General features: G+C 62.3%; 14 protein-coding genes and 1 tRNA gene. 5 read left to right on the top strand and 10 right to left on the bottom strand.

Annotation, left to right across the window (positions count from 1 at the left end; genetic code table 11):
• Positions 1-67 precede the first annotated feature (67 nt).
• A complete protein-coding gene (locus HU719_RS03005) occupies positions 68-2497 on the top strand; it encodes a TonB-dependent siderophore receptor (protein WP_186521149.1) in 2430 nt (809 codons plus the stop codon).
• 95 nt (positions 2498-2592) lie between these two features.
• On the opposite strand, the gene HU719_RS03000 is transcribed toward HU719_RS03005, so the two are convergent.
• From HU719_RS03000 to dapA, 6 genes are all read right to left on the bottom strand, one after another.
• Positions 2593-2784 (bottom strand): YhfL family protein, encoded by a 192-nt coding sequence (locus HU719_RS03000; RefSeq protein ID WP_186521148.1) that lies wholly within the window; start codon positions 2782-2784, stop codon positions 2593-2595.
• Positions 2785-3066: 282 nt separating this feature from the next.
• Positions 3067-3156: transfer RNA gene (locus HU719_RS02995), tRNA-Ser, on the bottom strand.
• Between the two features lie 91 nt (positions 3157-3247).
• Positions 3248-3958, bottom strand: a complete 711-nt coding sequence (purC, locus tag HU719_RS02990; protein ID WP_186536020.1) for a phosphoribosylaminoimidazolesuccinocarboxamide synthase — start codon at positions 3956-3958, stop codon at positions 3248-3250.
• Positions 3959-3986: 28 nt separating this feature from the next.
• The gene (locus tag HU719_RS02985) at positions 3987-4745 is read right to left on the bottom strand and encodes an MBL fold metallo-hydrolase (protein ID WP_186521146.1); all 759 of its coding nucleotides are present in this window, start codon (positions 4743-4745) and stop codon (positions 3987-3989) included.
• Complete coding sequence (bamC, locus tag HU719_RS02980) at positions 4746-5861, bottom strand: NlpB/DapX family lipoprotein (RefSeq protein ID WP_186521145.1); 1116 nt, start codon at positions 5859-5861, stop codon at positions 4746-4748.
• A 17-nt stretch (positions 5862-5878) separates the two neighbouring features.
• The gene (gene dapA / locus HU719_RS02975) at positions 5879-6766 is read right to left on the bottom strand and encodes a 4-hydroxy-tetrahydrodipicolinate synthase (RefSeq protein ID WP_186536022.1); all 888 of its coding nucleotides are present in this window, start codon (positions 6764-6766) and stop codon (positions 5879-5881) included.
• 226 nt (positions 6767-6992) lie between these two features.
• Here dapA and HU719_RS02970 point away from each other — a divergent pair, with 226 nt between their 5' ends.
• Positions 6993-7553 carry a glycine cleavage system transcriptional repressor gene (locus tag HU719_RS02970; protein WP_186521143.1) on the top strand — a complete coding sequence of 187 codons (561 nt, stop codon included), beginning with the start codon at positions 6993-6995 and terminating at the stop codon, positions 7551-7553.
• A 10-nt stretch (positions 7554-7563) separates the two neighbouring features.
• Positions 7564-8037: a peroxiredoxin gene (locus HU719_RS02965; protein ID WP_186536025.1), complete on the top strand. Its 474-nt coding sequence runs from the start codon at positions 7564-7566 to the stop codon at positions 8035-8037.
• Positions 8038-8330: 293 nt separating this feature from the next.
• On the opposite strand, the gene HU719_RS02960 is transcribed toward HU719_RS02965, so the two are convergent.
• Together HU719_RS02960 and HU719_RS02955 are read right to left on the bottom strand one after the other, a co-directional pair.
• Positions 8331-9407 carry an AI-2E family transporter gene (locus tag HU719_RS02960; RefSeq protein WP_186521141.1) on the bottom strand — a complete coding sequence of 359 codons (1077 nt, stop codon included), beginning with the start codon at positions 9405-9407 and terminating at the stop codon, positions 8331-8333.
• 22 nt (positions 9408-9429) lie between these two features.
• Positions 9430-9669, bottom strand: a complete 240-nt coding sequence (locus HU719_RS02955) for a sulfurtransferase TusA family protein (RefSeq protein ID WP_186521140.1) — start codon at positions 9667-9669, stop codon at positions 9430-9432.
• A gap of 106 nt (positions 9670-9775) precedes the next feature.
• Between HU719_RS02955 and HU719_RS02950 the strand changes: the two genes are divergently transcribed.
• Positions 9776-11212 (top strand): M48 family metalloprotease, encoded by a 1437-nt coding sequence (locus tag HU719_RS02950; protein WP_186521139.1) that lies wholly within the window; start codon positions 9776-9778, stop codon positions 11210-11212.
• Between the two features lie 330 nt (positions 11213-11542).
• Here the strand turns inward: HU719_RS02950 and nadA are convergent, their stop codons facing one another.
• Positions 11543-12601: a quinolinate synthase NadA gene (nadA, locus tag HU719_RS02945; RefSeq protein ID WP_186520331.1), complete on the bottom strand. Its 1059-nt coding sequence runs from the start codon at positions 12599-12601 to the stop codon at positions 11543-11545.
• A 290-nt stretch (positions 12602-12891) separates the two neighbouring features.
• Positions 12892-14406, bottom strand: a complete 1515-nt coding sequence (locus HU719_RS02940; protein WP_186536028.1) for a YdgA family protein — start codon at positions 14404-14406, stop codon at positions 12892-12894.
• Between the two features lie 345 nt (positions 14407-14751).
• Here HU719_RS02940 and HU719_RS02935 point away from each other — a divergent pair, with 345 nt between their 5' ends.
• Positions 14752-19785 (top strand): calcium-binding protein, encoded by a 5034-nt coding sequence (locus HU719_RS02935; RefSeq protein WP_186536031.1) that lies wholly within the window; start codon positions 14752-14754, stop codon positions 19783-19785.
• The last annotated feature ends 31 nt before the right edge of the window (positions 19786-19816 follow it).

The raw sequence follows: 19816 nt of genomic DNA, 5'->3' as shown, positions 1-19816 counted from the left end.
TCTCGGTCTCGTCCGGTTTACCCCTGGCAACCCCCTTCAACCTACCGTACCGACTTCAGGGACCCGCATGCCGACGCCTTTGCACCCCGCGCTTCGTCTGGCGCTCGCCGCGCCGCTCACCCTTTGCGCCGCCGCCCCTCTACTGCTGCCGGCAGCCACTGTGCAGGCTGCGCAGGCTACCCCGGCAGAGCAGACTTTCGACATCGCCCCCGGCTCGCTGGCCGCCGCCCTCAACCAGTTCAGCGGCCAGGCCGGCATTTACCTGGCTGGCAGCAACGAACTGGCTGCCGGCAAGACCAGCCGGGGCTTGCAGGGCCGCTACAGCGTGGCCCAGGGCCTGGCACTATTGCTGCAAGGCAGCGGTTTGCAGGCCGTGCCCCAGGGCAGCGCCGGCTATGTGCTGCAACCCGCCCCGCAAGACGGCGTGCTGCAACTGGACGCCACCGCGATCAACGCCGGGCTGCTGACTGCCAACGGCCAGAGCGACAGCGGCTACCGCGCCGTAACCAGCAATACCGCGAGCAAAACCGGCGCCGCCTTGGCCGAAACGCCACGCTCGGTATCGGTGGTAACCCGCCAGCGCATGGACGACCAGCAATCGCAGACCCTCACCGAGGTGCTCGGCTATGTACCGGGCATCTTCTCGCCGCCCTTTGCCGGCGGTGACGGCCAGGCTGGCGACTTGTTCTTCATTCGCGGTTTCAATGCCACCGACTACGGCTATGGCCTGCTGCGCGACGGCCTGCGCGTGCAGGGCAACCGCTACGACACCAGCAGCGAGCCCTACGGCCTTGAGCGGGTGGAAGTGTTTCGTGGCCCCACCTCTATTCTGTATGGCGAAAACGCCCCAGGTGGCGTGGTCAACCTGGTCAGCAAGCGCCCCACCGCCGAAGCGCGCGGCGAGGTGCAGCTCAGCTACGGCTCGCACAACCGCCGCCAGTTGGGCGTGGACGTCTCTGGGCCACTGACCGATGAAGGCAATATTCTCGGGCGCGTAGTGATGATGGGCCGCAACGCCGACACGCAAGTCGACCATCAGCCCGACGACCGCCTTTACATAGCGCCGTCGCTGACCCTGGACTTCGACGACTTCAACAGCCTGACGCTGCTGGCCACCTACCAGCGCGACCGCACCTTGATGGAACTCGGCCACCCCGCCGCCGGCACGCTGCTGAACAACCCCAATGGCAAGATCGACAAGGACCAACTGTCGGGCAACCCTGACTGGGACAACTTCGAGCGCGAAACCTGGAGCCTGGGCTACGAGTTCAGCCACCGCTTCAACGACACCTGGCAGTTCCGACAGAACTCGCGCTACCTGCAATCGCGCATCGACCGCCAGGAAATGTGGCCTGGCAGCCTGAATAACGGCGGTTTTGGCACCACGGTCTTCAACACCGCCTACGACCGCTTCAACAAATCCAGCGCCTATTCGCTGGACAACCAGTTTGAAGGCCACTTTGAAAGCGGGTCGGCCGAACACACCGTGCTGATGGGCGCAAGCCTGGACCGCACCTCGTTCAGCCAGGATTGGTACGCCGGCAGCGGCGGCACCAGCAACGTCTTCAACCCGGTGTGGAATGTCGTGCCCAGCATGACCGTGCACGTACAGGACGCGGTGCTGGACCAGACCATGTATGGCCTGTACGGCCAGTGGCAAACCAAGGTCGACCAATGGGTGCTGCTGTTGGGCGGGCGCCTGGACCGGGTCAACAGTCAGTTCACCAACAAGGCCGGCACGAGAGCCGACATGGATAACTGGGACAGCGACTTCACCTGGCAGACTGGGGTGATGTACCAGTTCGAAAACGGCCTGACGCCGTACGTCAGCTACTCCACCGCCTTCGCCCCAACCCAGCAGACCGAGAGCAAGGGTGGCGCGCTCGACCCGACCACCAGCGAGCAGTACGAAGTAGGCCTCAAGTATGAGCCCAAAGGCTGGAACACCGCCTTCACCGCCTCGGTGTACGACCTGCGCAAAAAAGACGATGTGCTTTTCGACAGCTCAGTGGGCGACTACCGCCAGGTCGGCGCCAGCCGCTCCAAGGGTGTGGAGCTTGAACTCAACAGCGACCTGAACGAAAACCTCAACGTCACGGCGGCCTACACCTATACCGACTCGCGCATCACCAAGGACGTAGCAGGCTCGCTGTACGAAGGCCATCAAATGACCGGCGTACCGCGCAACCAGGCCTCGGTGTGGAGCACCTACCGCTGGCGTGACGGCTTCCTTAAAGGGCTGCAGCTCGGCGCAGGCGTGCGCCACTTCGACAGCACCTTTGCCTACACACCAGCAACCCTGTACGGCAAGCTCGATACCGGTGATGTCACCTTGGTGGACGCCAAGGTTGGCTACACCATCGACGAAAACTGGTCGGTTGAAGTCAACGCGCGCAACCTGTTCAACCAGGAATACGTGGCCGGCTGCAACAACGCCGGGCGTTGCTACTGGGGCGAAGAGCGCACGCTGCTGGGTACCGTGTCGCTGCGCTGGTAAACCCGCTTGACCCCAATAACAAAAACCCCCGGCCATATCCATGGTCGGGGGTCTTGGATCACGCCATTAGTGGCCTGATCGGGGCATTTCCAAAATTACTGCTGCTGAGGCAGTTTGTCGATCGGGCCGCAGCCGCCGATGATTTTGGAGATGGAAACTGCTGGGTGGAACAGGTAGTCGTACGAGCAGTTCTTAGGCTGGTTGTAGACTTGGCCGGTGCAGCCGGACAGCAGGGCAACGCCCGAAACAACAGCGATAGCTACGGTAGCTTTGATCAGCTTTTTCATAAAAGTCCTTTAAGTCCTTGATCCGCCACCACACTGATGGCGCGGGGATAATACGGGAAAAGCTGCCCTAACAACAGTCGATGCCACAAGGGCGCTATTGATCGAAGACAGCCTGCGCAATAGCTTCCTGGTCGTGCGCAGCCCGAACTTGGACATCAACCGATTCAGCAACTACTACGCTGTCAGTTACAGCCTTTTGCACGTTGAGCCAAGTGAGCAAAACTAAATAACGCACAACGCAAAAGCCCCTGAAGGCAGTGCCTTCAGGGGCTTTCACTTATATGGCGGAGAGATAGGGATTTGAACCCTAGGTACTGTTGCCAGTACAACGGATTTCGAATCCGTCCCGTTCGACCACTCCGGCATCTCTCCAGTGGCGCGCATCATACCAGCGTTTTCGTTTCAGGCAAACTTTTTTTGAAAAAAATCCGCGTGGTATCAGGCGCTTGCGTGAACGTGCGAGTTACAGCGGCACGCCCAGACGCTTGGCGACTTCTTCGTAAGCTTCGATGACATCACCCAGGCCCTGGCGGAAGCGGTCCTTGTCCATCTTCTTGCGGGTTTCCTTGTCCCACAGGCGGCAGCCATCTGGGCTGAACTCGTCGCCCAGCACGATCTGGCCGTGGAATACGCCGAACTCGAGCTTGAAGTCGACCAGCAGCAGGCCGGCGTCATCGAACAGCTTGGCCAGCACTTCGTTGACCTTGAGCGACAGCTTTTTCATCTCGACCAGCTGCTCGGCGGTACCCCAGCCGAATGCAACCACGTGGGACTCGTTGATGAACGGGTCGCCCTTCTCGTCGTTCTTCAGGAACAGCTCGAAGGTCGATGGGGTCAGCTGGATGCCTTCTTCGACGCCCAGGCGCTTGACCAGGCTGCCGGCAGCATAGTTACGCACCACGCACTCGACCGGGATCATGTCGAGCTTCTTGACCAGGCACTCGTTGTCGCCCAGCAACTTGTCGAACTGGGTCGGAACGCCCGCTTCTTCGAGTTTCTGCATGATGAAGGCGTTGAACTTGTTGTTCACCATGCCTTTGCGGTCGAGCTGTTCGATGCGCTTGCCGTCGAACGCCGAGGTGTCGTTGCGGAACAGCAGGATCAGGCGGTCGGCGTCGTCAGTCTTGTAAACCGATTTGGCCTTGCCGCGGTAAAGTTCTTCGCGTTTTTCCATGATGGGCTCCGCTTGCTGAGTTGGTGGGCTAGGCGATGTGGCGCCAGTCGAGCCCATGGTCCTGATTGGCCACCTGGAGCCAGGCTGGGTCGCACCCGAGGGTGTCGACGAAGCACTGCAGCGCCAGTTGTGGCAGGTTGTTCTTGCTGCTGAGGTGGGCCAGCACCAGGTGCTGCAGGTTGTTCCAGCCCAGCTCGGCCACCAGGCTCGCGGCCTGGTGGTTGTTCAAATGGCCTTGGCTACCACCCACTCGCAGCTTGAGAAAGCGTGGGTAGTGCCCGCGGGCAAGCAGGTCGCGGCAGTGGTTGGCCTCGATCAGCAACGCATCGAGCCCTTGGTAGCGCTCCAGCAGCAGTGAATCATAGCTGCCCAGGTCGGTGAGCATGCCAAAACGCCGACGACCATCACTGATCACGTATTGCAACGGCTCGTAGGCATCATGCTCGACCCTGGCGGCACTGACTTGCAGCGCGCCAATGTGCAGCAGGTCGCCGCAGCCAAGAAAACCCGCCACCTCGACCGGCTTGCGCAAGCCGCGCTGGGTGCCTTGGCTCATGTACACCGGTACGTTGTAGCGCCGCGCCAGCAAGCCCACCCCATGCACATGATCGGCATGTTCGTGGGTCACCAGCACCGCGCTCAGTTGTGCCGCCGACACACCGAGCAGCGCCAGGCGCCGCTCGGTTTCACGTAGCGAAAAACCGCAATCGACCAGGATGAACGTGTCACCACTGGCGATCAGCGTGCCGTTTCCCTGGCTACCGCTTCCAAGAACTGCGAAGCGCACTTAACCCAGACGGTCCTGGATGGCGCTCAGCACGCGGCGGGCGACATCGGCCGGGGCCACGGTGTTGATGTTCTTCTCGACGGTCACCTGGACGTTTTCGCCCACCTTGCTCAGACGCACCTGGTAACGCTCGGCGCGGGCTTCACGCTCTTCCTTGCTCGGCTCGCTGCCGAACAGGCGACTGAAGAAGCCAGGCTCTTTCTGCTTGTCGTCAGGCTTTTCGGACAGGTTGATGTAGTACAGGCCCAGGCTGCGGTTGATGTCTTCAACGCGCCACTCGCCTTGCTCCAGGGCACGGCCAACGCCGGACCAGGCGCGGTCGAGGTCGGAGCCCAGGTTGAGCACCGGGTTGCCGCTGCCGTCTTCGCTCAGGCTGACCTGGCTCGGGGCATCGAAATCACGCGCGGCGAGCAACGACACCGAACCGCCCTTTTCGGCATTGCGGTTCATGCTGGCGAGCATTTCGTCGACCAGCAACGCGTCGGCGCCGGCATTGGTGGAGTTGGACGGGAAATCAGGCTGGGCCGTGCTGCCTGCCGGGCGCTCGACGGTGACCACGTACACCTCGGAGGTGTTGCGCTGCACGCCGGGCTCCATGCGTACACGTACCCGCACTTCGCTGTCCTGGCTGCTGGAGACACTGGCCAGACGCTGGCCGAGCGACGCCGACAGCTCGTCGAAACGCTGCCAGGTGGTGGTGAATTCGCCGGTCTGCGGGCGCTCTTCAGCGATGCGGAAACCGTTGTCTTCGAAGAACTGGTGAGTCACCGGCCAGACTTCGGCCGGCGCACGCTGGGCCAGTACCCAACGGCTGCTGCCGCTGCGCTGCAGGGTGAAGTCGCTGACATCGGCACTGGCCGAAAGCGGCTGCGGGCGTGGCACTTCGAACTCGCCGGTGGCACGGTCGTCGGCAACGTTGCGCGGAATCGGCAGCAACGGGTCGAGACGCTTGACGTTGGTGGCGTCCGGGGGCAGCTGCATGGCAGCGGTGGGGCGCGCTTCCAGGTAGTCGCTGCCGCGGTCGCGGAAATAGCCGTCCTCGCCCCATAGCCAGCCGCAACCGCTGGTGCTGGAGATGATCAGGGCAAGGGTGGAAAGACCAGCCAATCGCTTCATGCGGTGTACTTCCTCGATTAAACCAGTACGCCGGACTGGCGCAAGGCAGTACGGACTTTGTCGTGGCAGCCTTCACTGAGCCAGGTCAGCGGCAGGCGGATACCTTTTTTCATCAGGCCCATTTCAACGAGTGCCCACTTCACCGGAATCGGGTTGGCCTCGCAGAACAGGTCTTTGTGAAGCGGCATGAGTTTGTCGTTGATCGCGCGGGCCTTCTCGGCATTGCCCTCAAGGGCGGCCTCGCACAGATCGGCCATTTCGCGCGGGGCGACGTTGGCAGTCACGGAGATATTGCCTTTGCCGCCCATCAGGATCAGCTCGACGGCAGTCGGATCGTCGCCGGACAGCACGATGAAGTCGCTGCCTACGCCATCGAGGATGGCCTTGGCACGCACCAGGTCGCCGGTGGCTTCCTTGATGCCGATGATGTTCGGCACGCTCGACAGGCGGATAACGGTTTCGGCCTGCATGTCGCAGGAGGTGCGGCCGGGCACGTTATAGAGGATCTGCGGGATGTCGACGGATTCGGCAATGAGCTTGAAGTGCTGGTACAGGCCTTCTTGCGTCGGCTTGTTGTAGTACGGCACCACCAGCAGGCAGGCGTCGGCGCCGGCATTTTTGGCGTTTTGCGTCAGGTGCACCGCTTCGGCAGTGGAGTTGGCACCGGTACCGGCGATCACCGGCACGGAGTGGTCGCTGCGTTTGACGCGCTCGACCACGTGCTTGATGACCAGAATGTGCTCTTCGACATCGAGGGTAGCGGACTCACCCGTGGTGCCGACCGCAACGATGGCGTGAGTGCCGTTTTTCAGGTGGAAGTCTACAAGTTTGTCGAGGCTGCCCCAGTCCACACGCCCTTGTGCATCCATGGGTGTGACCAACGCCACCATACTGCCCGCAATCATGTAACTGCTCCTGCCGGAAAAAGAGAGCGGTAATGGTACTGGCGCCATCGGCCTTGCACAAGCGAAGCAGGCGGGCGGAGCATTCCCCTTCGCGCTGCTTTTCGCTACCCTTGATCCTTTGATCGGTGCAACGCGGCCCGCCGGGCCGTCGACAGTGCCCGCTGCCCTGCCTGCAAGGCCGCCCACCACGTCCTGCGCCGACCGCTCATCGCTTTAGGAATGCTGCATGTCCACCGCCACCGTCCGCGAACAATTCCTCGTCATCAGCGCCTTGGGGCCCAACCCCATGGAGCTGGCCAATGTGCTGAGCCGCGCAGCGTTCGAAAACCGCTGCGCGGTAGTGTCCTCGCGCCTGACCCGCCACGGCGAAACCAGCGCCCTGGTGCTGCAAGTCGGCGGTAGCTGGGATGCCCTGGCACGCCTCGAAACCACCCTGCCGGGCCTGGCCAAGAAACACGGCCTGACCCTTGATGTGGTGCGTAGCGCCGAGCAGGAAGTACGCCCGCAGGCACTACCGTACGTCGCTTATGTCAGCGCCGCCTATCGCCCGGACATCGTCAACGAGCTCTGCCAGTTCTTCCTCGACCACCACGTCGAGCTGGACGCCATGACCTGCGACACCTACCTGGCGCCGCAAACCGGCAGCAGCATGCTCAATGCCCAGTTCACTGTGATCCTGCCGGCTGGCACGCAGATCAGCTGGTTGCGCGACCAGTTCCTGGACTTTGCCGATGCCCTGAACCTGGACGCGCTGATCGAACCGTGGCGCCCACAGAACCCTGTCTAAGGAAGCTCCCATGGCCGTAGCTATCGACCAACCGGTCGCCGATTTCAATGCCCAGGCCACCAGCGGCCAGGCCGTCAGCCTGGCTGAACTCAAGGGCCAGCAAGTGGTGTTGTATTTCTACCCGAAAGACAGCACCCCCGGCTGCACCACCGAAGGCCAGGGTTTCCGCGACCAGTACGCGGCGTTCCAGGCGGCTAACACCGTGGTATTCGGGGTTTCGCGTGATGGCATCAAGTCGCACGAGAACTTCAAGGCCAAGCAGGCCTTCCCGTTCGAGCTGATCAGCGACAAGGACGAAGCCCTGTGCCAGCTGTTCGACGTGATCAAGCTCAAAAAGCTGTATGGCAAGGAATACATGGGCGTTGACCGCAGCACCTTCCTGATCGACGCCAACGGCGTGCTGCGCCAGGAATGGCGCGGCGTGAAGGTACCGGGGCATGTGGAAGCGGTGCTGGCCGCGGCCCAGGCGCTGAACAAAGGCTGAGCAGTCTCTGAAGGAGATTCTATGGCTTTGTACAACCCTGTTTTCGCCAGACATATCTCCTTGTGGCGAGCGGGCTTGCCCCGCGCTGGGCTGCGCAGCAGCCCTGAACACCCAAGGGGCTGCTGCGCAGCCCAACGCGGGACAAGCCCGCTCGCCACAACTATCTATCGTTTCCCTCAGGATTGGGTACAACCAGCAATGTTGCGGTTGAGTACGGCCTGCGTGTGAGCCTGCGATGAGGACGGTGCAGGACTGCACATCACCGACGCGGCGCTTCTACCCAATCAAAAGCACTAAAGCAGCGGCGCAACGCTGCTTTCGCGCTCATGCTTGGGCCAGGCATCGAGCACGGCCTTGAACAGCGTCGCCAGCGGGATGGCAAAGAAAATCCCCCAGAACCCCCACAGCCCGCCAAACAGCAGCACCGCACAGATGATCGCCACCGGGTGCAGGCTCACCGCCTCCGAGAACAGCAGCGGCACCAGTACGTTGCCGTCCAGCGCCTGAATGATCGCGTACACCGCCATGAAATAGATGAACTGGTCGCCCCAGCCCCACTGAAACAGCGCGATCAGCGTCACCGGCACCGTCACCACCACAGCCCCGACATACGGCACCACCACCGACAGCCCCACCAGCAGCGCCAGCAAGGCGGCGTAGTTGAGGCCCAGGCTGATGAAGGCGATGTAGGTCGCGATACCGCAGATCAGAATCTCGATGCCCTTGCCGCGGATGTAATTGGCGATCTGCCGATTCATCTCGTTACCCACCCGGTTGAGCAGGTTGCGCTCGCGTGGCAGGTAGCCGCTGACCCAGCGCCCGATCAGTTCGCGGTCCTTGAGGAAGAAGAACACCAGGATCGGCACCAGCACCAGGTAGATCATGGCGTTGACCAGCAGCGGCAGGCTCGACAGCGAGAATGTCAGCGCCCACTGGCCGAACTTGCCGATTTCGCCGCGCACCGACTCGATGGCGCGCAACACCTGCTCGTCCGAGACCAGATGCGGGTAGCGCTCAGGCAACAGCAGCAACAACGACTGCCACTTGCCGAGCATGCCCGGCAACTCGTTGAACAGGGTAATAAGCTGGTGCCAGAGCAGCGGCACCAGCACCAGCAGAAACACCCCCAGCGCCCCCATGAACAGCGCGAACACCAGCCACACCGCCGCGCGGGTCGGCACCTTGAAGCGCTCCAGAGCGTTGACCAGCCCTTGCATCAGGAACGCCAGCACCATGCCCGCCAGCACCGGCGCCAGCATGCCGCCGAGGGTGAGCACCACGGTAAAGGCCAGAAACAGCAGGACCGCCAGCACCACGGCTTCTTCATCGGAGAAGTAGCGCTGTATCCAGTCGCGTAGCACTTTGAACATTGACGATCCTAGGTAAAAGAAATCAGGCCTTGCGCAGCCAGTAGGTGTAAACACCGGCTTCGGCGGTTTCATGCAGCAGCGTATGACCCGCCAGTTGCGCAAAGGTGCGCAAATCGCGTTGCGAACCTGCATCGGTGGCGACTACCTTGAGCACCGCACCGCTGGCCATAGGGTTGAGCGCCATCTTGGCCTTGAGCAGCGGCAGCGGACAATTGAGACCGCTGGTATCGAGCTCGGCGTCACAGTTGGGGGTGTCACTCATCGGGCGCAGCTCCAGGGCGGGTACAAAGAGTGGGCTAGGATACCGCCACTGGTCGGCATCGCGCGACCCGGCTACAGTAAGCCTTTTCACCAACACGAGCCTGTGCATGAATCTACTGCGCCCTACCCTGCTCGCGCTGGCCTGCCTGATGGCCATGCCCGGCCACGCCGACGACCTGCCGTCACTGGGCGATGCCAGCTCCGCGATCGTTTCACCGCAACAGGAACATCAGCTCGGCCGCGCCTGGCTGAGCCTGCTGCGTGGCCAGGTCAACCAGCTCGACGACCCGCAGCTCAAGGACTTCGTCGAGACCAGCGTGTACAAGCTGGCCGAGACCAGCCAGCTGCAGGACCGGCGCCTCGAATTCATCCTGATCGACAGCAAAGAGCTCAACGCCTTCGCGGCGCCCGGCGGCATCATCGGGGTCAACGGCGGCCTGTTCCTCAACGCCCAGACCGAAGGCGAGTATGCCTCGGTGCTGGCCCACGAACTGGCGCACCTTTCGCAACGCCACTTCGCCCGTGGTGTCGAGGCGCAGCAGCGCATGCAACTGCCGATGATGGCGGCCCTGCTGGCCGGTATCGTGCTGGCGGCAGGTGGTGGTGGCGATGCCGGTATCGGCGTGATTGCCGGCACCCAGGCGGCGGCCATCCAGGAGCAGCGGCGTTTTTCCAGGCAGAACGAACAGGAAGCCGACCGCATCGGCATCCAGAACCTGGAAAAGGCCGGCTATGACCCGCGCAACATGCCGAGCATGTTCGAACGACTGGCCCGCCAGTACCGCTACGATGCCAAGCCGCCGGAGTTTTTGCTGACTCACCCGGTCAGCGAATCACGCGTTGCCGACACCCGCAACCGCGCCGAACAGGCGCCCAAGGGCGGCATCGAGGACAGCCTGCGCTACCAGCTCATCCGTGCTCGCGTGGCGCTCACCTATGAGGGCACCCCGGGCCTTGCCGCCAAGCGTTTCCGCGCCCAGCTGGACGAAAACCCCAATCTGGACGCAGCCCGTTACGGCCTTGCACTGGCGCAGATCAAGGGCGGCCAGCTCAACGAAGCGCGTGAGAGCCTCAAGCCGCTGCTGGCCAAGGCGCCCAACGACATCACCTATAACCTGGCGCAGATTGACCTGGATATCACCAACAACCGCCTGGCTGACGCCCAGCAACGCGCCACGCGCATGCAGCAGTTGTACCCCGGTAGTTACCCGCTCAAGCAGGTGCGGGCAGACCTTCTGGTCAAGCAGAGCAAGCCGGCCGAGGCGGAAAAGGTGCTTGATGACCTGGTGAAGAGCCGCCCGGACGACCCGGACGTGTGGTATCAGGTGGCCGAGGTACGCGGGTTGTCCGGCAATACCATCGGCCTGCACCGCGCCCGCGCCGAGTATTTCACCCTGGTGGGCGATTTCGACCAGGCGGTGCAGCAGTTGGATTACGCCAAGCGCCGCGCCGGCAGCAACTTCCCGTTGGCCGCGCAGATCGACCAGCGCCAGCGTGAGGTGATGGAGCAACAGCGCATGGTCAAGGAAATGATGGGGCGCTAGGGCCCCTCGCGGGGCAAGCCCGCTCCCACAGAGGCAGCGTCAGTTGCGATAGTGACGTCTGGCACGATTGCTGTGGGAGATTCTATGGTTTTGTACAAACCTGTTCCCGCCAGACATATCTCCTTGTGGCGAGCGGGCTCGTCCCGCGTTGGGCTGCGCAGCAGCCCCTAGGGTTTTCAGGGCTGCTGCGCAGCCCAACGCGGGACGAGCCCGCTCGCCACAACTGTCTGTCAGTTCCCACAGGATTGGGTCCCACCAGCAATGTTGCGGTTGAGTAGGGCCTGCGTGGGAGCTGGCGCCAGCCTGCGATGAGGCCGGCGCGGTCTGGCCTCAGGCGTTGCCAGACAGCTTCAGGCGCGCTGCCTGGGTGAAATCGAGCATGCGCTGCAACGGTTTCACAGCCTTCGGGATCAGCGCCGGTTCGACGAAGATCTCGTTGCTGCCAGTGCGCAGGCAGTCGAGCACCCGCTCCAGGGTGTTCATCGCCATCCACGGGCAATGCGCGCAACTGCGGCATGCCGCGCCGTTACCGGCAGTGGGCGCTTCGACGAACTCCTTGTCCGGGCACAGCTGCTGCATCTTGTAGAAGATGCCGCGGTCGGTGGCGACGATGAAAGTCTTGTTCGGCAACGTCTGCGCAGCCTTGATCAACTGGCTGGTGGAACCCACCGCATCGGCCAGGTCGATCACCGCCTCCGGCGACTCCGGGTGCACCAGAATCGCTGCATCCGGGTACAGCGCCTTCATGTCCGCCAACTGGCGCGACTTGAACTCTTCGTGAACGATGCAGGCGCCATCCCACAGCAGCATGTCGGCGCCGGTCTTTTTCTGGATGTAACGGCCAAGGTGCTGGTCCGGGCCCCAGATGATGGTCTCGCCGTTGTCCATCAGGCTTTCGACGATTTCGAGCGCGCAGCTTGACGTTACCACCCAGTCGGCGCGGGCTTTGACCGCTGCCGAGGTATTGGCATACACCACCACGGTGCGCTCGGGGTGCTGGTCGCAGAACGCCGAGAAGGCCTCTACCGGGCAACCCAGGTCGAGCGAGCAGGTGGCCTCGAGCGTGGGCATGAGCACGCGCTTTTCTGGGGTGAGGATTTTCGAGGTTTCGCCCATGAAGCGCACGCCCGCCACCACTACGGTGTCTGCGGCGTGGTTCTTGCCGAAGCGGGCCATTTCCAGCGAGTCGGACACGCAACCGCCGGTCTCCTCGGCCAAGGCCTGGATGATCGGGTCGCAATAGAAGTGGGCCACTAGTACCGCGTTCTGCTTTTTCAGCTCAGCAGCGATGGCCGCACGGTATTCGGCCTCTTGCGCGGGCGTCAGCGGCTGGGGCTGCTTGGCGTCGAGATGGGCCTGAACCAACAGGCGTTCGGAAATCTGGGTCATGATCGCTGGACCTGCGGGGCGCCGTGGCGCGTCAGTCGAGAGTATCACCCGGCCCTGGCAGATCGGCTAATGGCGCCGGACGGCCAGCCGGGGCGGGCCCTCGCGGCCCCTTCTGCGGGCGCGGATTATTATCGGACGGCGAAGGCTACAGGCAATCGAGGCGATGCAAAAGGGGTTTTTGCGCCGGGCTGCCCAACGCAATCGCGGGGCCAGCCCGCCCCCACGCTGCCCGGTATATCAGGCTTGCGTGCAAGCGCGCTGGCCCCGCGATTAAAGTGCCGCGCGGTGAATCAGCCCTGCGGCTGCAACGCCGCTACCTGCGAGCTGATCATCATGGCGAATTCTTCAACGGTCATTTTCTTGCCATTGAAGTCGACCATGCCATCGGCGTACTGCAGGCTGGTCACCACGTCGTTGCCCTGCACGGTAGCCATGCCGCTCTGCACCGCCATCATGCCGACCATTTCACCAGCCTGGCTGGACTGCTGAGCAATGGCCTGGGCATCGGTTTCACCGCCCAGCAGCGCTTGCAGCGTGGCCAGGTCGCCAATCATCGGCTTGGACAGGGTGAGCTTGCTGTGCATACGGCTGACCAATTGCTTGCCCAACTGGTCAGGCGGCAGGTCGAAGGAGCTCGGGTTGGTGAAGTCCATTGCCAGGTTGAAGTGGCTCTCGCCGTTGGCCGTCTTGAACGCCAGCTTTTCCAGTGCGAACTGCGGCTTGCCAGCCAGCAGCTTCTGCACATCGGCCTGCACCTTGGCTTTTTCTTCTGCGCTCAAGTTCAGCTGAGGCAGGCCGTTGCCTTCAGCGGCAGCTTGCTGCATTTCTGGCAGCTTGGTCTGGTACCACTGCACCAGCGCCTGCATGGCCGGGATATCGATGGACTTCATGGTGAAGACCATCTCGCCGCTACCCACTTTGCGCCCGGCATAGGTGATGTCGCCGACCTTGTACTCCAGGCGGCCAGACAGTTTGTCCTCGGCGTCGCCTTCAGCGGTGTACAGGTTGTTCTGCTGCAGGTCCGTCATCAACAGCACGTCCTGGGTCAGGCCGCTGGTGATGCGCGCCTCGGCCAGGGCCAGGTCGATGTTGCCGACGTAGATCATGTCATGGCTGGTCTGGCGCATCTTGCCGCCCAGCTTGAAGCCTTTGAGCTCGACCTTGGCCGGCACCTGCTGGGCATCGGCGAAGTTCAGCTCCAGGCTGCCCATATTGCCGTGCACCTCGGCGGCCTTGCCTTCACGGTCACCGCTGACCAGCAACTGCATGCCGGAGAAGTCCAGCACCTTGACGCCTTCCTCTTCGACCTTGACCGGCGCCAGGCGGATATCGCTGTCGACGCTGCCGGTGTAACCCAGGCTCACCTGCGCAGTAACCGGTGGCTTGTCGCCAGCGGCGGCGAACCAGTCGGCGGTGAAGTCGTCTTTTTCCAGCGCGCTGTTGCTGGTGGCCATGACCGGCATCAGCTTGAACGCCTTGACCCGCGACCATGGGAATGGCCCGTGTTCGATATTGTCGACCACGCCAACCTCGAAGTTGAGCGCTTCGGCTTCACCGAACGGGATGTCTTTGGCTTTGATGCGGTAATGGGCTGTGCTGGTAAAGAAGCGCTGCTCCAGCGAGGCCAGCTCGATGGTCATGCTGCCACCCGTGCCGGCCAGGGATTTTTTCAGCTCGGCGTTGCCGTCAGCGATCGAGCGCTCAAGCTCTGCCGGCAGTTGCTGGCCGGTGTACCAGGCGCCAGCGGTGGCGGCGATGGCGATGGCAACTGCCAGGCCGGAAAGGATGCCTACTGATTTCTTCATGAATGGGAACCGTTGCTGTCCATAAGGGGCGAATGCGCAGTGTTACGCAGGCGCCAAGAATATCCCATTGGATGGACCGGCTGCACGAGGCGAAGCGCAAGCAGGGTTGGCAATCAGGCAAAAAAACGGGGTTTCTTGCCTGGAACGCACCCATTGGCCTTAGCCGCACCTTGGATTGAAATACGGGCCGCGCATTCTCTGCACGATAGTGCTCATCGCCCTATTTACATACTGTAACAAGGTGGCAGAATGCCACAACTCTGCGTGACTGCTTTACGCCGCCCCGCTGCACCCCTTCCGCTGCCAGGGCACGAATGCCCTGGCCAATCCTGCAAGGAAATGGACATGAGCACTCTGGATCAATACACCTTCGGCAATGATGGCCAGAATATCGTCATCAAAGAAGGTGCTACGGTGAAGTACGAAGGCAGCGGCAGCCAGAGTGTTCAGCTCGATGGCGGTAGCGTGCAGATTATCCGCGAAAGCAACAACACCCTGGCCTCGGGCAACGTCGATGGGCCAGCCATGGCCGCACTGACCGCCAATGGCCAGGACGATGGCTATGCGCTGGTGTGGAGCTCTACTGACGCTACCTTCGAAGGCGTGGTAGTGGCGCGCTACAGCGCCAGCGGCGAGTTGTTGCAGCGTACCGAAATCGCCAGTGACGAGGTTGATGACCCGTCGGTTACGGTCTTGCCCAATGGGCAGTTCATCGTGGCCTGGACGTCGGAGAATGACGCAACTGACGTTTCTACCGTCTACACCCAGCTGTTTGCAGCTAACGGCAGCAAGGTCGGCAACCCGGTCAAAGTCGCCAGCGCCGGTTTCGAACTCGAAGACGCCACCGTCACAGTGCTGGGGTCGAACAAGTATATTGTCATGTGGGGCGAAACCCATGGCGACGACCGCACCCAGGACGATCTCTACTCCAATGTCAAAGCGGTGGTGTACACCAACGGCAAGGCCGGCGCGGTACAGACGCTGCTGACCGGCAACGCCCAGAAAGGTGAAGCCGACGACATGGCGTTGCATTCGGCGGGTGACGGTAACTACTGGCTGACCTACACCCTGCAGAAATACCAGTTCGATACCGACGGCCAGCAGTTAATGACCCCGACCACGCTGATGGCCACCAAAGTGACCGCCGATGGCAAGCCCATCGCTGGCACCACCGTGACCGTGCAGGAGGTGGTGCCTACCGGTACCGCCAACGCCGAGTACTTCCAGGTTGTGCCGACTTTTACCGGGTTTCTGGTTACCTGGGTCGACACCGGCAGTTCAGACCCCTCGCGCGTGATTCACGCCCAAGCCTATGAATCGAACTTCGAGCCGCGCGGCGACGCTTTCGAGGTGGGAAGCAGTGTCAACGGTTCTTCGGCCATCGCCCTCCCCGACGGCGCATACCTGCTAGCCTGGAACGTCTACGACCCAAATGGCGCCGATGTCTACGTACAACGCTTCAACTACAACGGCAGCGCCATGGATGAGACGCCGATTCTGGTCGGCAAGTCGGCCAGTGGCGAGCAGCTATGGGACGCCCCGACCGTATTGGTACGCGCCGACAACAGCATGGTCGTGAGCTGGTCGACCTCCACTGAGCCCGGCAACAGCGATGATAGTTTTTCTCAAGTCGTGCATGTGCAACATGTCAACGCGCAAGGCTTCCTGGTCGGTAATAGCACGATTACTGAAATCCGCGGTGACGAAGGCGACAACACCCTGCACTGGGTCGGCAGCGACGACGTCACCCTCGACGGCGGCGACGGCAACGACACCGCACAGCTGGACGGCAACCTGGCTGACTTCACCTTTGGCACCGACAAAGAAGGCAATGTCGCAGTCAAGGGCCAGCAGACCACCAGCTTGGAAAGCATCGAACAGATCCGCTTCGATGACGCCACCCTGACCCTCGACACCGGCCGCTTTACCAACGAAAGCGGCAGCACAATCACCATGGAGCCGGCCTCGACCAAGCTGAGCGATGGTGGCTACGTGATCGTCTGGGAACAACTCGGCGACGTTGGCCAGCCTAGCGGCATCTGGCTGCAGCAGTACGACAAAGACCAGGACCTGGTTAAAAACGTCCTGCTCGACGGCGCCAACGGCAGCAACCCGATCGTTACCGCCGACAAGGACGGTGGCTATCTGGTCGGCTGGACCGCCACCGATTACACCTTCACTGTCCAGGCCTACACCAATGCAGGTGTGGCCAATGGCACGCCGGTCACCATCCACACCCAAGACAGCGACAACCCCAGCGTGCGCGTCGAAGACGCCTCGATCACCGTGCTCAAGAACGGTACCTGGGTGTTTGCCTGGAACGAGGAGATGCGTGATTCGTGGGTGGACCAGCAGGGTAACAATCACTTCTCCGAAGGCGGTGAAGTGTTCATCCAACTGGTCAACCCGGTGACCCACGCGCTGATTGGCGAGCCCATTTCGGTCGATTCCGCCACCCGCGACAATTTCATCTACGCCGAAGAGCCGAGCGTGACCGCCCTGACCAATGGCGGCTTCGTGGTGGTCTGGGAGCGTGAAATCGACGCCACCGATGACGCCGATATCTACATGCAGCGCTATGACGACAGCGGCAAGGCCATCGGCGCGAATGTGCGCGTCAACACCACAACCGCAGGCAGGCAGACGGGCTCCGAGGTCGCGGTACTGGACGATACCAGCTACGTGGTGACCTGGGTCAGCACCAAGCTGGACAAGAACGAAAACGCCATCAGCGGCAATGTGTTCATGCAGCGCTACAGCGCCACCGGCGCCAAGCTGGGCGGCGAAACCCAGGTCAACACCGCAGGCACCGAGATCCAGGGCGAACCTGCAATCACCGCGCTCAAGGGCGGTGGCTACGTGATCAGCTGGGCCACCTCCGATGAAGCCCCGCACAGCGGCCCGGCCAACCTGTACGCGCAGGTGTTCGACAAGAACGGCGTCAAGGTCGGCAGCCAGTTGACCATCGCTTCGGACGACAGCAACGACCTGTTCCCGGTGGTTGCAGCCACCGACGATGGCGGTTTCATCGTTACCTGGGAAGCGCTGTCGCCTACTCGCACCAACGGCCGTAACGACTCCGGCGACATCTACAGCCAGCGCTTCGACGCCAACGGCAACTCCACCAAGCTGATCGGCGACAGCGGCGACAACACCATTACCTGGACTGGCGACAGCGCGGTGATTCTCAGCGGTGAAGAAGGCGACGACCACCTGGTCGGCGGCAAAGGCAACGACACCCTGATCGGCGGTGCTGGCGATGACGTGCTCGACGGCGGTGCCGGTGCCGACACCCTGGCTGGCGGCACCGGCAACGACACCTACATCGTCGACAACATCAAGGACGTGATCATCGAGAACGAAGGCGAAGGGACCGACACCGTACAGTCGTCGATCACCTGGGCCTTGGGCGCCAACCTTGAGCACCTGACCCTGACCGGCAGCGCCGCAATCAACGGCACCGGCAACGCAGGTGACAATATCCTGATCGGCAACAGCGCCAGGAACGTGCTCACCGGCGGCGCCGGCAATGACACCCTCGACGGCGGCGCCGGCATCGATACCCTGATCGGCGGCACGGGCGATGACAACTATGTCGTCGACCTGCTGGTCAAGGGCACCGGCGCCAAGGCGACCGTGGCGCTGGAAGACACCATCACCGAGAAAGCCAACGAAGGCACCGACACCCTGACCCTGCGCATGGGCAGCGATGCCATCGCAGCGTTCGCCGGGACCGCCGCACTCACCCTGGCCGCCAATCTGGAAAACCTCGACGCCAGCCTGACCGGCGCGCTCAAGCTGAACCTGACCGGCAACGCGGCCAACAACACCCTCACCGGCAACGACGCGGACAACGTGCTCGACGGCAAAGCCGGCATCGATACCCTGATCGGCGGCAAAGGCAACGACACCTATGTGATCGACGACGCCCAGGAACTCGACCTGCTGGTAGAACACGCCGACGAAGGCATCGACACCCTGCAGATCACCTACCGCAACCTGTCGAAAACCACCGCGTTGCAGGTCGACCTGTCCCAGGCCTCGCTGCTGAACGTCGAGAACGTCACCGTTACTGGCACCGGCCTGTTCAACATCACCGGCAATGACGGCGACAACGTGCTGATCGGCAATGCCCTGCGCAACATCATCATTGCCGGCGAAGGCGACGACACTCTCAACGGCAAGGGCGGCGGCGACCGCCTGGTCGGCGGCAATGGCAACGACACCTACTACGTCTACAGCGACAAGGACGAGGTGATCGAGGACAACGCCGAGGCCGGCGGCATCGACACCGTGCGCGTGGTGTCCTACGCCAAGAACAGCTACACCCTGGCCGACAACGTTGAAAACGCCATCGTCGACTCGGCCGCTGCCATCAACCTGACCGGCAACAGCCAGGACAACGTCCTGACGGGCAACGCCGCCGCCAACATCCTCGATGGCGGCCTTGGCGCCGACACCATGATTGGTGGCAAGGGCAACGACACCTATATCGTCGATAACGAAGGCGACGTGGTGGTCGAGCTGTTGAACGAAGGCATCGACACGGTCAAGTCGTCCATCGACTACGTCCTGGGCGATAACCTCGAAAACCTGATCCTGCTCGATGGCGCCAGCAACGGCACCGGCAACGACCTGAAAAACAGCATCACCGGCAACAGCGGCAACAACCGTCTGGACGGTGGCAAGGGCGTGGATATCCTGACTGGCGGCGCTGGCGACGACACCTATGTCGTCGACCTGCTGGTCAAGGGCACTGGCGCCAAGGCGACCGTGGCGCTTGAAGACACCATCGTCGAGAAAGCCGGCCAAGGCACCGACATTGTGGAACTGCGCCTGGACGCCAACAGCATCGCCAGCTTCACCGGCAGCGCCTCGATCACCCTGGGCGCCAACCTTGAGAACCTCGACGCTCGTCAGCTGGGCAACCTGTCGATTAATCTCACCGGCAACGCGGCCGATAACGAAATATGGGGCAGCGGTGGCAACAACGTGCTCAACGGCGGCGCTGGCAACGACACGCTGCATGCTGGGGACGGCGGCAACAATGTGCTGATCGGCGGCCTCGGTGCCGACACGATGTATGGCGGTTCGGGCAAGGACACCTTCAAGTTCAACGCCTTGACCGAGTTGGGCCTGGGTGACAAGCAGGATGTGATCCATGACTTCGGCACCGACGACACGCTCGATTTCTCGGCGCTCAAAGGTTACACCTTCAAGGGCACCGGGGCGTTCGACGGCGCCAAGCAGCTGCGTTACGAGGTCGATGGTGACGGCGGTATCACGGTGTATGGCAACAGCAACGCCAACACCGCGCCAGATTTCTCGATCAAGCTGGTCGGCGTTACCGAACTGCATGCCGATCAGTTGACGCTGTAAGGCATACTCGCCCCCTGCCCTGGCCTGCCAG

The sequence above is a fragment of the Pseudomonas farsensis genome (assembly GCF_014268805.2).
In the GTDB taxonomy this organism is placed as follows: Bacteria; Pseudomonadota; Gammaproteobacteria; order Pseudomonadales; family Pseudomonadaceae; genus Aquipseudomonas; species Aquipseudomonas farsensis.
This window is presented reverse-complemented; position numbering and strand designations above follow the sequence as displayed.